This is a genomic window from Streptomyces winkii (genome assembly GCF_032248595.1).
Classification (GTDB): Bacteria; Actinomycetota; Actinomycetes; order Streptomycetales; family Streptomycetaceae; genus Streptomyces; species Streptomyces winkii.
The window spans coordinates 336,232-349,851 of the sequence record NZ_JASTTH010000008.1 but is presented as its reverse complement, the minus strand read 5'-3'; the positions used below and the strand labels follow the sequence as shown (position 1 = coordinate 349,851).

The window sequence follows — 13,620 nt, the reverse complement described above, 5'->3', positions numbered from 1 at the left end:
ATGGCAATTACCTGCCACGGATTCATGTGTACGGACGCCCCACGGGTGCGATTTCAACTGCTTTACGGGGCGCGAGCGTGCGGTTTCAGCCGTCCCGACCCCATCCGGCCACGCCCGGCGGCTCGATACCGCCTCAACCACCCGCCGTTTTCCGCCTGTTCGTACGAGGGTCTCGACACGGGGGCGATCCGGCGCTAGGCGGCGTCTTCAATTGATCTTGGGTCGTGGATCACGGTGGCGTGATACGTCCCGACCCGGACGGGTTCGTCTGCGGGGCCACGTCCGTGAGCGACGGTGACCGCCGACGGTCTCAGCGGCGCAGGTATTGCTGTACGGCCTCGGCGAGGTCGCGCCGCCAGGCGTTGAGACGGGGCGCGCGGCGGGCGTTGACCGCGCAGAAGTGGGACGAGCCGTCACGCAGTACGACCGTGACGGTCAGATACGTGCGGTCGGCGGTGCCGATGGTGACGTCGGCGATCTCGGCCCAGGCGAACTCCGCCTCCGTCTCCGCCCGATCGAGGTCCTGGCCGTTCTCGATCTCGTCGAGCGGGCGCCAGCGCTGGTCCAGAAGAAGCACCACGCCGTCGGCGTCGACAACGACGGCGGTGTCCGCGTCCGCGGCCATGAACGCCTCGCCTGCCTCGCCCGCCTCGCCCGCCTCGTCCCCCGATGCGCGAACGGACGGTGCAGGGGCGGCCCTCGGCGGCCTCGGGGCGTCCGGCCGCGTCGGTGCATACGGTGACGGTGACGGTGGCGCCGGCGGGGACGAGGACGGGGACGGGGATGGCAGCGCCGGAGACGATGACCGTGGCCGCGGAGGCTGCGGGGACGACAGCAGCGCCACCCGCGGATCGGTGCTGCCGGGCCGTTCATCACCCTCCGTGCGGCCCGCCAACTCCTCGAACCAGTCCAGGAGCCGGGCCGTACCGGGGCGCCGTGAAGGCTCCTTGTCCAGGCAGGCCGCCGCCACGTCCCGTACCCCGTCCGGCAGGGCGCTCAGATCCGGCGCCTCGTGCACGGAGCGGTACATCAGCGACATCGGCGTCCCCGTCCCGAACGCCCTGCCGCCCGCCGCCGCTGTGAGCACGGCCCCGAGCGCGAACACATCTGCCATGCCCGTGACTTCGCCGCCCGTCGCCTGCTCGGGAGCCAGGTACCCCGGCGTGCCGAAGGCGTGGTTGGCAGCGGTCAGACGGGTGGAGTCGACCGCACGCGCGATGCCGAAGTCGAGGACCCGGGGGCCGTCGTCGGCCATCACGATGTTGCCGGGCTTCAGATCACGGTGGACGAGGCCGCATCGGTGAACGGCTTCCAGCGCCTCGGCGAGCGCGGCGCCGAGTGCCGTCAACTCCCCCGCGTTCATGGGCCCGTTGTGGTCGATGTGCTCGGCGAGCGTCGGCCCGGGGACGTACGCGGTCGCCAGCCAGGGCTCCGGCGCATCCGGATCCGCGTCGACAACGGGTGCCGTATGGAAGCCGCCGACCTTGCGGGCCGCGGCGATCTCGGCTCGGAAGCGCTGCCGGAAGTCGGGGTCGGCCGCGAGTTCGGCCCTGGCGACCTTCACCGCGACGGCACGCCCACCGCGGGAACGGGCCAGATAGACGCTCCCCATGCCGCCCTCGCCGAGCTTGCGCTCGACGGTGTACGAGCCGATGCGGCCGCCGTGCGCGGCGGGTCCGACCGGCCCCTCATGGCCCGCACTCAGCCGATCCTCCACGATGTCCCCCGCGTCACTCCAGATCGTCCGGTACGGGGGATCGTCTCACTCCGCGCCATGGGCGTGGAGAGCCTGGTCGGAAGGAGACGGGGCTGCGTGACATATGAAGGACACTGCCCAGGGCCCGCCCCGGGAAGGGCCGGCGGAACGGCCGCGGGTGGCTCCGACGGCGGCACGAGGGCGCGCGGGCGCCGGTTCCCTCGCTCGGCGGCATGACGATGCCCCGGGCTTGCCGGACCCATCCGTCCAGGTAAGGGTTCGAAGAGTGAGCTGCGTGAAGGCCCCTCAGCAGCACCTCACCTGCCTCGAGGACGGAGAGTCACCATGCCTGACCGTTCCACTGCAAAACGCTCGGATGGCACGCGGCAGCGTCGCGCCGCTCAGGAGACGGTCACGTATCCGCTGCGGACGATGACGGACGCCGCCGAGAAGGTCCCGGGGGCCGACCGTGTCAGGGGGGTCTTCGACGGCATGCTGGACACCGTGGGAATCGTCTCGCCGCAGGCCCGGCGTGTGGCCGCGTACACGGGGGCGGGGATCCTCGGCGTGGCGGGCGTCATCGAGTGGCCGGTGGCGGTGGCGGGGGCCGCGGCGGTGTGGCTGACGCAGCCGCGTCCCGCGGACACGGACGGCGCGAAGACCGACGGTACCGGCGCGGCCAGGACGCAGAGGCGGCGTACGAGGCAGTCCGCCTCCACGTCGGCCAACCGCTCGGGGACGGCGAGGAAGCGGTCGGGCACGAGTGCGGCCAGGAGCACCACGAGCGCCAAGAAGACGACCAGCGCCAAGAGGACCACCAGCGCCTCGCGTTCGAAGGCCGGCGCGCAGAAGAAGGCCTGAGCCCTCCTCGCCCGCCGCGACGACCGTTCCCAGCGCCCGCACGGAAGCCCCGCGAAGGTGAGGAATGCTGCTTCGACTGCTGGCCGGGCTGCCCAGGCTGACTTCCTCACTTCTCCAGAGCGCTCTGGCCGTGCCTGTCAGGACCACCCGCCGGATCACGCCGCCGGCGGCCGCGGCCGCGCGCCTGACGGCCAGAATCGTGAGCGCCGGCGCGCATGAGGCGGTGATCGGTGCGACGGAAGTGTCAGCGTCCGCCGGGCGGTTCGGCAGAGTCGCCGGCAACGCGATGTCACCCAAAGTCGGCCGGTGGCGCGCGGGATCGCGGATGCATCTGGGGCTGCGGTTGCCTCCCGACGCACCCGCGCGCACCGCGGAACGGCTGGAGACCGCCGCCGGGAAGGTGGCCGTCGAACTGGCCGAGCACCCCGATGTGCTGCTGGCCTACTGGGATGCCGGCCTGGGGAGCCTGGTCGTCACGACCGTCGAGGACGCGGTCTCCGAGAGCGTGGCGGGCAGGGCGTCCGAACTCGCCGCCGAGCACGGCCTGGAACACGTCGACGGACGTACGCCGGAGCACGCGCACCCGGGCGATGTGAGGAGCGTGCGCGTCAACGTCGCCGCGCTCGCCTTCGACGCGGCAGGCATCGCCACCGCCGTCGTGGGGCCGGCGGCGTTTCCGCCGCGCGCGGCGGAGACCCTCGTGGCATCGGTCTCCCTCCTGCGGGAGGACTCGCGAGCCCGTTCCGCACTGAGCCGCATGCTGGGTTCCGACGCGAGCGATCTGCTCCTGGGCGCGGCCCACGCGGCTGTCTGCGGGATCGGACGGTCGCCGGGGCCCCTGCTGCTCGACGCCGCGCTCCGCACCTCGCAGTTGGTGCGATCGCTCGCTCAACTCGCGACGTTCGAGGCGGTGCACGACACGCTCTGCGCCCCGGACCGCCTGACGATCGCGGGAGACGGCACCGTACGTCCGGCGCTGCGGACCAGCCCGGGAGACTCGTACTCGGACGCGGCCGTCAACGGGATGCTGGGCGGCGCCCTGGCGACGCTCCTGTTCACCCGCAGCCTCGACAAGGCGGCGGAGACCGTGCTGGCCGGTGTGCCCAAGGCCGCACGGTTCGGCCCGTCCGCCTTCACCGCGGGGCTCGCCGCCGCTCTCGCGCGGGAGGACGTGCTCGTCGGCGATCCCGCGAGGCTCCGCCGGCTGGAACTCGTGGACACCGTGGTGCTGCATTCCGGAGCGCTCCGCAGCACGCACCGCACCGTGCTCGAAGTCCATCCGAGCACGGCGGGCTGGGACCATCGCCGGTTGTGGCACGCGGCCATGAAGACTCTCAACTCCCCCGAGTCCGAGGCGGAGCCACCCGGGGAGCCGCGTCTCGAACTTCGTCCTGTGCCCGATGAGAAGGCGCCGGAGGCCGGGCTGATGACCGCCTCGGTACACGGCAGGGATGTGGGCACCGTGCTGGTCGGCTGGGACGTCGATCCCATGGCCGAGGCAGCGCTGGACGCGGCGCGCCGGGCGGGGCTCCACGTCGTGGTGGTGGACGAGCACGGCCTCGGCGAGTTCGGCACCCTGGCCGATCAACTCACCTCTGGCGAGGTTCCGTTCGGCGGGACGGTCGCCGCTCTCCAGGACGAGGGCCGTACCGTCCTGACCGTGGCCCGGGTTCCGCACGACCGGACGACGGACCGGCCGGAGCGGGCTCCCGCCGTCCGCGACGTGGTCGACGGGCTGCTCCGCGGCGACGTCGCCGTCGCGGTCACGGACGAGGGCAGTGCCGTCGTGTGGGGCGCCGATCTGCTGTCCCTGACCGGGCTGGAGGGCGTCTGGCGGTTGCTGTCCGCCGTATCCGTGTCCCAATCGGTCAGCGGATGGGGCAGGTTCTTCGCGCAGGCGGGCGCCACGCTCTCCGAGCTGCTGGTGCTCACCCGGGAGGCGCGGTCCCAGCAGCCCGCCTCCCTCGAAGTACGCCTCAGCCCGGTCACCGTCGCCACCGCCGCCTCACTGACGTGGGGCTGGGCCGCCGCACTGGCCGTGGCCGCCGGAACGGCACCACGGCCCGAACCGCGAGTCCCCTGGCACGCGCTGCCTCCGGACGAGGTCGTGGCGCGGCTGCGGAAGGCGCCGCGGGCCGCGCCCACGGCGTGGTCCGTGACGCGGCGGCGCGCCCGTCGTCTCGCGCGGGTCGCGGCCAGGTACCCGGTGCTCACGCCCGTACGGACGGGAGCCCAGCTCGCCCGCGCCGTGTGGGCCGAGCTCGACGACCCGTTCACCCCCGTGCTGGTGGTGGGCGCCACCGCGTCGGCGCTGCTGGGATCGGCGGTCGACGCCTATCTCGTCGTCGGCGCCGTGGGGTTGAACGCTCTGGTCGGCGGGGTCCAGCGGCTGCGCGCGCAGAGGGCGCTCTTCGCGCTCGTCACCGAGCAGCGGCCGATGGCCCGGCGGCTCGATCTGCCGACCGGTGAGGTGGCCGTGGTCGAGGCGGCCCGCCTCGCGCCCGGCGACGCGATCGAGCTGCACATCAACGACGTGGTGCCGGCGGACGCGCGGCTGCTGGAGGTCGACGGGTGCGAGGTCGACGAGTCCTCGCTGACGGGCGAGTCGTTGCCGACTCCCAAGCAGGTGGCGGCCGTTCCGGGTGCCGCGCTCGCCGACCGGAGTTGCATGGTCTTCGAGGGCACCACGGTGGTGGCCGGCTACGCGCGGGCCGTCGTGGTGGGCACCGGCCACCAGACGGAGGCCGGCCGTGCGGCGACCCTCGCGGCCCGGGTCCCCGTCTCGGCCGGAGTGCAGGCCCGACTGCACAGGCTGACCAGGCGAGTTCTGCCGTTCACCCTCGCCGGCGGTGCCGCCGTCACCGGTCTGTCCCTGGTGCGCGGACGACCGGTGCGCATGGCGCTCCAGGGAGGACTCGCGGTCGCGGTCGCGGCCGTACCCGAGGGCATGCCCCTGGTGGCGACCGTCGCGCAGATGGCAGCCGCACGGCGTCTCAGCCGGCTCGGCGTTCTCGTCCGCACGCCGCGCAGCCTGGAGGCGCTGGGCCGCGTCAACGCCGTCTGCTTCGACAAGACCGGGACTCTCACGGAGAACAAGCTGCGGGTCGTGAGCGTCGTCACCGCGAGCGGCGAGGAGCGCGAGGCGACCGGCCCCAAGGCACATCCGGTCCTGCGCATCGCCGCCCGCGCGTGCCCCAGCCCCGCCGAACAGGCGGGCAACCACGCCCACGCCACCGACGAGGCCGTCCTGGCGGCCGCCCCGCGCGACACCGGATGGACCACCGTGAAGGCCGAACCCTTCGAATCCAGCCGGGGGTTCGCGGCCGCCACCGGACGGGGCGCACGCGGTGACGAAACGCTCGTGGTCAAGGGCGCGCCGGAAGTCGTACTGCCCTGCTGCCCCGATGCGGACCCGGCAGCCGTCGAGACGGCACAGACCCTCGCGGCCCAGGGTCTGCGGATGCTCGCCGTCGCCCAGCGGCCCCTCGCGGCCAACGAGGCGGCCGACGCCCTGGACAAGCCGCTCGAACTGCTGGAACTCATCGGGTTCGTGGCGCTGGCCGACACCCCGCGCGTCGGCTCCGCCCCGCTCGTGTCCGGGCTGCGCGACGCCGGCGTACGGCCCGTCATGCTGACCGGCGACCATCCCGAGACCGCCCGGTGCATGGCGGTCGCGCTCGGCTGGCCCTCCGACGTCACCGTGGTCACGGGCCATGACCTGGCCGAGCTCGACCGGGCGGGGCGGGCCCGCACGCTCAAGGACTGCGACGTCGTGGCGCGCGTCGCACCCGAACAGAAGCTCCAGGTCGTCGAGGCGCTACGGGAGGCGGGCCGCGTCGTCGGCATGGTCGGGGACGGCGCGAACGACGCCGCCGCGATCCGCGCCGCCGACGTCGGGATCGGCATCGGAGCGCGCGGTTCGGCGGCGGCGCGCAACGCCGCCGACCTCGTGATCACCAACAACGAGCTCTCGGTGCTCATCGACGCCATCGCCGAAGGGCGGGCCCTGTGGCGCAGCGTGGCCGACGCCATCAGCATCCTGCTCGGCGGCAACGCCGGCGAGGTCGGCTTCTCCGTACTGGGCACGCTGCTCTCCGGTACGTCACCGCTCGGCGCGCGCCAACTGCTCCTGGTCAATCTGCTCACCGACATGTTCCCGGCCATGGCGATCGCGGTCACGCCTCACGACCCGGGCCCGGCCTCGGACGACGCGCTGAGCGAGACCCACCCCGTGGGCCGCGCCACCCTGGGGGAACCCCTCACACACGAGATCCGCCAGCGCGGCCTGATCACCGCGGCCGGGGCGGCGACGGCCTGGCTCATCGGCACCCTCACCCCCGGGTCGGCACAGCGCACCAGCACCATGTCCCTGTGCGGCGTGATCGGTTCCCAGCTCACCCAGACCGTGGCCGGACGCCGCGACAGCCCCCTGGTCCTCGGCACGGTCATCAGCACCTCCGCCGTTCTCGTCGGTCTCGTCCAGACGCCGGTCGTCAGCCGGTTCTTCGGGTGCACGCCCCTGGGCCCGCTCGCCTGGAGCGGAGTGGCCGTCGCCATCGGTGCCTCTTCGCTGGGGCCCCGACTGGTCCCCCAGGCCGACCAGTTGCTGTCGGATCTCACCTCGCGGCTGGGGTCGCTGCTGGCGAATCGGGACGGGTCTCCGCTGAGCCTCCTCCAGCTTCGGACCCGTCGGACGCCCGAGCCGGTGTGAGTCCACGGTTCCCCAAGTCCGTCCGCAGCCTTGCCTAAACCGATTTAAACGGGCAAGGTGCGAGACCCTCCGGCCCCCACGCCCCCAGGGCGCGGCGCCCGGCACGGGACGACGTGCGGCGAGGAGTGCCGAGGGGAACAGGAGCCGAAGACATGAGCGTGCCCCGCAGAAGACTCCTCGCGCTGGGCGCGGCCGTACCGGCGTTCCCGGTGCTCGGCGCCGCGCCCGCGCGAGCCGCGTCGACGGGCGCCGCCCGCCGCCGGGCCCTCACCGAGAGCCCCGCCGAGGGCCTCACCGAGCTCGCCCATCTCGACTTCCTCGGCGACACGGTGGAGCCTCAGCCGCTCCCCGGACACGACACCTACCGGCTGCGCGAGGAGCCGGCGCTCGGAACGCTGTGGACCTATGCCGAGCGGCAGCAGGACGGCTCGTACCGGCGCATCGGCGGCGGCACGTACGACCCGGAGACCGGGCACTACGGTCAAGGCGCCTTCAACGCCGACGACATGACGCGAGCCGCGGTCGTCTACCTCAGGCACTGGAGCCTCACGGGCTCGGCGAGCAGCCTGCGTTCGGCGCGCGGTCTGCTGCGCGGGGTGTGCTATCTCCAGACCACCGAGGGGCCGCACGCCGGGAACGTCGTGCTGTGGCAGCAGTCCGACGGCACCCTGACGCGCAGCGCGTCGCCGCCCGAGAAGCCGGACCCGTCCGACTCCGGTCCGTCCTACTGGCTGGCGCGCACGATCTGGGCGCTCGGCGAGGGCTTCGAGGCGTTCCGCCGCGCCGGCGACCGGGCGTTCGCCGCGTTCCTCCGCGACCGCCTCGAACTGGCCCTGACCGCGCTGGAACGCGACGTCCTCACGCGGTACGGCACCTGGCTGACCGCAGACGGCCGCAGCGTGCCCGGCTGGCTCATCACCCGTGGCGCGGACGCCAGTTCGGAGGCGGTGCTCGGGCTCACCGCCTACGCACGGGCCGGCGGCGGAGCCCGCGCCCGCAGGGCGGCGGCCCAACTCGCCGAGGGTATCGCGGCGTTGGCGTCCGGCGGCCCCGGGCGGTGGCCGTACGGCGCGGTGCTGCCCAGCGCGGAGTCCGTCTCGCAGTGGCACGCGTGGGCCGCGCAGATGCCGACCGCTCTGGCCGCCGCCGCGGACGTGCTGGGCCGTCGCGAACTGCTCGACACCGCGCTGGCCGACGCGGCGGGCTTCACCCCGGAGCTGCTGACCGCGGGCGGCTGCGACAACGGCTGGCTGCCCGCGCCCGTCGACCGCAACCAGATCGCGTACGGCGTCGATTCACGGCTGCGGGCCCTGCTCGCCGTCGCCAGGGCGGGCGGCGCACCCGGGCTGTATCCGCTCGCCGCGCTCACCGCCGCCTGGTACTTCGGCGCCAACGCGGCGGGCGAAGCGGTCTACGACCCGAAGACCGGCGTCACCTTCGACGGAGTCGCGCCCGACGGCAAGATCAACCGCAACTCCGGTGCCGAGTCCACCATCCACGGCCTGCTGTCGATGCTGGCGCTCGACTCCCTGACGGGCGGCGGCGCCCGCACCGCCGCCGCTCCGCACGGCCTCGGCGGAGTCCCGGAGCGCGACGGGCTGCGCGTACTGGAGGCGGAGAAGGGCGAGTTGACGGGCGCGGCGGAGGAGGTGCGCCCCGACTCCGCGTGGACCGGGGAGTCGCAGTACAGCGACGGCGCGTACGCCGCGCTGGGCGACGGCGGCGGCGTCTCCTGGACGCTGCCCGACGAGGCGGACGGGCCGCTGCTCGCGTCGCCGGTGGTGAACCTCGTGGCGGACCGCGCGGCGGGCGCGACGCGCTGGCAGGCCGGTGCCCGTACCGCCAGTACCGCCCGCGTCGACCACGGCACCGGCGGCGAGCAGGGCATCACCCCGGCGCCGGGCGCTCTGACGCCCGTGGCGCTGCCCGGCACGTTCGCACCGGGCGGGACGCTGCGGGCCCGCGCCGAAGACGTGGGGCGGCATCCGCTGCGGGTGGACGCCGTTCTCGTACGGCCGGCCGTGGCACGTCTGGTCCTCTCCGGCCCGCAGCGGAGTCTGGCCCTGCTGCACAACGGCGACGGGCGGCCGCACACCGCGCGCGTGACGGTGCCGGGGCAGGGTCCCGTCACCGTGGAGCTCTACGACGTGCGCGCCCGTGCCCTGGGCAGCCGTACGGCGACCGTCGCGGCCGGGCAGCAGGCCCAAGTGACCGTGCCCGCCCACGGGTTCGCCGTCGTACGCCGCGACGCGTGACGGAGCACGGAGCACGGAGTACGACTACGGATCACGGCAGGCGCGCGACGGCAGAGGCGCTGCGGGACGGGCGGCGGCTTGCCCGCGCAGGCACCCGCACCCCGGACTACGCGTCGCCCTCCCCGCGCGCCCGCCGCCGTCCCCGCCATGCCCGCGCCGCCAGGCACAGCGCCGAGACAGCGAACAGCGCCGCGCTGACCAGCAGCCAGCGGCCCATGAAGACGCCCGGTTCGAGGGCCGTGTACGACGCGTAGTGGCCGACCCGGTCGAGGATGAGCGGATACCAGACGAGGAGCAGCAACAGCGAGAGAAAGGCGGGCACCCGCACGTAGTTGATCTGCTCCCGCCACGCCGCCGGGTCCCGTGCACCACCCTTGTGCGGCCACCCGGCGACGGCCCGCAGCGCACGGTCGGCCAGCGAGTAGAGCGGCACCAGTACGAGGTCGTGCACCACCGCCGCACCGACGAACCACAGGACGACGCCGAGCGTGTTGCCGTTCAGCAGCCTGATCCCGGCGTACGCGGTCAGCGCGAACGAGCAGAGCACCAGCAGCAGATGGAGTGGGGAGTCGCCGTACCGCGCACGCACCGCAGCCGCGCCCTTCGGTGTCGTTCCACGCCGCCTCGGAACGCCCTTCACGGCCGCCCTCCGAAGGTCAGGTGCGTGACCCACTTGGTGTTGTTCACGCCGGGGTTGGCCGGGACGATGACCCGCGCCGGATAGCCGTGGTCGGGTGAGAGATCGGCGCCGTTGACGCGCAGGGCGAGCAGCGACCGCGGGTCGCGCACCTGGTTGTCGCGCAGGCCGGTCGAGCGGAACGAGCCGGACCGCTGCGCCGATTCGACGAAGACGCCCGGCGGATCCTCGCGGTGCCCGACCAGCGCCGCGAGCTCGGACAGCCGTACGCCGCTCCACTGCTGGTCCTCGGTGGACCATCCCTCGACGCAGGCGATGGGGAGCGCCGCGGTGTGCTGGGGCAGCTCCAGCAGCTCCTGCCGCGTGAGGACCTTCTTCCGCCCGCCCGAGCGCACCGTCAGGCGCCAGCCGTCGCCGATGTCGGACGCCCGGATGCCGCGTGCCTCGGCGGTCTTGTTGATCTGGAATCCGTTGGGCCCGGAGCCCGGGTTCCTGTTGCGGGGCGCCAGCACCGCGGTCTCCCGCAGCGAGCCGCCGATGCTCTGCCCTGCCGTCACCGCGAACAGCACGAGCGAACCCGCGCCCACCATGCCCAGGGCGCCGCGGCGCGACATCGTGGCCGGTGCCGGATCGGGCGTCACCAGGCCCGTCTCGTCCGCCGGTTCGGGTTCGGTACGGCGGGCGGGGGTGCGCAGTTCGTCCCGGAGCCCGCGGCTGCGCAGCGCACGGACCATGATCGGGACGCGGAACGCGATGTGGACGACGAAGGCGCCGACGAAGACCCAGGCGCCGTAGAAGTGGAGCGTGTAGAAGGAGCCGGGGAAGACGTAGTCGAGCTGTACGTTCAGCAGGCCCGTGGCGAACTCGAAGAGAGCGCCGCCCACGAGCAGCAGCAGTGACAGCCGCTCCAGCGCGTGGCCGAGCGAGCGCACCGGCGGCCACGTGAACAGCTTCGGCACCACGGACCACAGCTTCGCCAGCAGCACGGGCACCAGCACCACCCCGAGCGTGACGTGCACCCCCTGGTTGAGGCGGTACAGCCACGGCGGATCGGTGGGCCAGGGGAAGAGGTAGAAGCGGAGCCAGCCCGCGTCCGGGGTCTTGTCGTTCGGCGACCCGAGCCCGGGGTTGTAGGCGGCGTACGAGAGCAGTCCCGTCACGAAGAGCACGGGGATGCCCACGAGCAGGACCAGCCCGAACACCGAGGTCAGCCACGGGCCGCGCAGCGGGCTGCGCCAGAACCCCGGACGTGTCGGCCCGGGCGGCGGGCTCCCCGTCCACGAGCCGTCCCCGCGGGGGCCCTTGCGGCCGAACGGGCCGTGTCCACCGGGCACTTGGCGGGCGGAGGGGCGGCGGGCACCGGTGCCCGCCCGGGACGCGCGGTGTTCCGGCTCCCCGGACCCGCTCCCGGGACTCCCCGGCGCCCCCGGCGCCGTGGTCTCGTCGGACTCCTCGGGCTCCTCGGGCTCCTTCGGCTGCATCTCCCGCCCTCCGCTGTACGACGACGGCCGGACGGTCCGGCTCATCGACGGTATGCCGGGGAGCACCTCCGGGCCCGGAAGGCGGCCCACACGTCACCGGACTGTTCGATCTTCCGTCCTGCCGCCGGGGCACCGCCCGCGTCCCGCATACGAGTCCGGCGGTCCCGGACACAGCAGCCGGCCCGCACGTCCCAGGGGACGTACGGGCCGGCAGTCGCTCACGGAGGGAGGGTCACCCCGTCCCGCCGCGGACGAGGCGGGATCAGAAGACGTTCACGCCGTACGCGCTGAGCGCCTCGGTGACGGGCTGGAAGAACGTCGTGCCACCGGAGGAGCAGTTGCCGCTGCCGCCGGAGGTCAGGCCGAGGGCCGTGCTGCCGGAGAAGAGCGAACCCCCGCTGTCGCCGGGCTCGGCGCAGACGTTGGTCTGGATGAGACCGGAGACGATGCCGTCGGGACCGTAGTCCACGGTGGCGTTCAGGCCGGTGACGGTGCCGCCGTGCACGCCGGTCGTGCTGCCGCTGCGCTGCACGGACTGCCCGACGGAGGGATTCCCGGCGTTGGTGATGTCCTGGTACGAGCCGTTGTACAGGTAGACACGGCCGTCCGCCGCGCTCGGGTCGGAGTGGCGGATGATGCCGTAGTCGTTGCCGGGGAAGCTGCTTCCGGCGGTGGTGCCGATCGACCAGGAACTGCCGATGTTGGTGCAGTGACCGGCCGTCAGCGCGTACTTGGTGCCGCTGCCGTCCTGCACGTTGAAGCCGAGCGAGCAGCGCGCGCCACCCGTGGTGATGGCCTCGCCGCCGGCTATGTACTTGGAGAACTTGCCCTGGGTGCGCTTGATCTCGAAGGCACCGGAGTTGACTCCGGCCTCCTTCTTGACCTTGGCCAGGTCGGCCTTGGAGACGGTCCTGTCCACGGTCACGACGACCTTGCCGGCCGCCTTGTCGGTGTACCAGGCCGTGCCGCCGACGTGAGCGGTACGCAGTGCCTGGCTTGCGTCGCTGAGCGCGGCGGCGCTGAACTTCGTGGGAGCGGGTTCGCTCGCCGAGGCGCCGCTCGCCGGAAGGGCGAGAGCGGCGGCCACGGCGAAGCCGGATGTGACTGCGATCAGCCGCGCGCGTCTCGCAAAGGTGCGATGGGGGGTGGTGCGCGTGATCCTCACTGCTTCCTCCACTAGGAGAACGGGGGCCCCTTGGGGTGGTGGGCCCGTTGGGCGCAGCAGGAAGCACACGGCCGGTGGTGACCGTGTCCCTGACAAGCGCTGAACGGAATGCTTGCCCAGGCCTCCGGTCCACGCAAGATGCTGTTTCAAAGTTCAAAAAGTGAAAGATACGCGTGGGGACGAAATGTCACTTTGATCCATCAGATAAGGGGAGAAGCGGACACCCTCGAATCACGCGTCCCGCGCGTGTGCCGGCGACGGATCGTCCGGACCCGCCGCCGGCGTCGGCGCCAACGCCCGCCCGGATGCGCTCAGTTGGAGCCGTACGCGGGCGGAGCGGCTCGGGGCCACGCGGCCTTTCCGGCTCCGGCGCGGTCAGCCCCTGGGGATCTTCACGGGCTCGTCCTGGAGGTTCAGGAACCGGGGACCTCCACCTCCGCCCACACCGTCTTGCCGGGGTGGGTGGGCCCGGCGGTCGTGACGGCCCAGCGGTCCGCCAGCTGCGAGACGAGCAGCAGCCCGCGCCCGCTCTCCGCGTTCGGCCCCGTGACGCGGCACGTGGGGCGTAACTCGCCGCGGGTGTCGGTGACTTCGATGCGCAGCACACCGGGAGAGGTGGTCAGTGCCAGCCGGAAGTCACGGCCCCGCACATGGCCGTGCCGTACGGCGTTGGCGGCCAGTTCGCCCGCGATGAGGGTCACGGTGTCGTTCGTATCGGAGCCGTACGGATAACCCCAGTCATCCAGGCGCCGGGCGACCAGACGACGGGCGAGGCGCGCCGCGCGCGGCGTCGACGTGAACTGCATCGAGAAAC

At 73.2% G+C, this 13,620-nt stretch carries 8 protein-coding genes; 3 read left to right on the top strand and 5 right to left on the bottom strand.

The window, feature by feature from the left end:
* Window positions 1-310 precede the first annotated feature (310 nt).
* Window positions 311-1,612 (bottom strand): protein kinase domain-containing protein, encoded by a 1,302-nt coding sequence (locus QQM67_RS25010; protein WP_399067586.1) that lies wholly within the window; start codon window positions 1,610-1,612, stop codon window positions 311-313.
* A gap of 516 nt (window positions 1,613-2,128) precedes the next feature.
* Between QQM67_RS25010 and QQM67_RS25005 the strand changes: the two genes are divergently transcribed.
* From QQM67_RS25005 to QQM67_RS24995, 3 genes are all read left to right on the top strand, one after another.
* Complete coding sequence (locus QQM67_RS25005; protein ID WP_314176651.1) at window positions 2,129-2,557, top strand: hypothetical protein; 429 nt, start codon at window positions 2,129-2,131, stop codon at window positions 2,555-2,557.
* Between the two features lie 286 nt (window positions 2,558-2,843).
* Window positions 2,844-7,268: a cation-translocating P-type ATPase gene (locus QQM67_RS25000; RefSeq protein WP_314176650.1), complete on the top strand. Its 4,425-nt coding sequence runs from the start codon at window positions 2,844-2,846 to the stop codon at window positions 7,266-7,268.
* Between the two features lie 152 nt (window positions 7,269-7,420).
* A complete protein-coding gene (locus QQM67_RS24995; RefSeq protein ID WP_314176649.1) occupies window positions 7,421-9,523 on the top strand; it encodes a hypothetical protein in 2,103 nt (700 codons plus the stop codon).
* Between the two features lie 106 nt (window positions 9,524-9,629).
* On the opposite strand, the gene QQM67_RS24990 is transcribed toward QQM67_RS24995, so the two are convergent.
* From QQM67_RS24990 to QQM67_RS24975, 4 genes are all read right to left on the bottom strand, one after another.
* Window positions 9,630-10,112 (bottom strand): hypothetical protein, encoded by a 483-nt coding sequence (locus QQM67_RS24990; RefSeq protein ID WP_314176647.1) that lies wholly within the window; start codon window positions 10,110-10,112, stop codon window positions 9,630-9,632.
* Between the two features lie 47 nt (window positions 10,113-10,159).
* Window positions 10,160-11,641, bottom strand: a complete 1,482-nt coding sequence (locus QQM67_RS24985; RefSeq protein ID WP_314176645.1) for a molybdopterin-dependent oxidoreductase — start codon at window positions 11,639-11,641, stop codon at window positions 10,160-10,162.
* 262 nt (window positions 11,642-11,903) lie between these two features.
* A complete protein-coding gene (locus QQM67_RS24980; RefSeq protein WP_399067540.1) occupies window positions 11,904-12,806 on the bottom strand; it encodes an alpha-lytic protease prodomain-containing protein in 903 nt (300 codons plus the stop codon).
* Window positions 12,807-13,219: 413 nt separating this feature from the next.
* A complete protein-coding gene (locus QQM67_RS24975) occupies window positions 13,220-13,612 on the bottom strand; it encodes an ATP-binding protein (RefSeq protein ID WP_314176643.1) in 393 nt (130 codons plus the stop codon).
* Window positions 13,613-13,620: the final 8 nt, after the last annotated feature.

Bases quoted from the DNA above. Each gene is read 5' to 3' on its own strand.
- QQM67_RS25010 (WP_399067586.1), bottom strand. From the start codon at position 1,612: ATGGGGAGCGTCTATCTGGCCCGTTCCCGCGGTGGGCGTGCCGTCGCG.
- QQM67_RS25005 (WP_314176651.1), top strand. From the start codon at position 2,129: ATGACGGACGCCGCCGAGAAGGTCCCGGGGGCCGACCGTGTCAGGGGG.
- QQM67_RS25000 (WP_314176650.1), top strand. From the start codon at position 2,844: ATGTCACCCAAAGTCGGCCGGTGGCGCGCGGGATCGCGGATGCATCTG.
- QQM67_RS24995 (WP_314176649.1), top strand. From the start codon at position 7,421: ATGAGCGTGCCCCGCAGAAGACTCCTCGCGCTGGGCGCGGCCGTACCG.
- QQM67_RS24985 (WP_314176645.1), bottom strand. From the start codon at position 11,641: ATGCAGCCGAAGGAGCCCGAGGAGCCCGAGGAGTCCGACGAGACCACG.
- QQM67_RS24975 (WP_314176643.1), bottom strand. From the start codon at position 13,612: ATGCAGTTCACGTCGACGCCGCGCGCGGCGCGCCTCGCCCGTCGTCTG.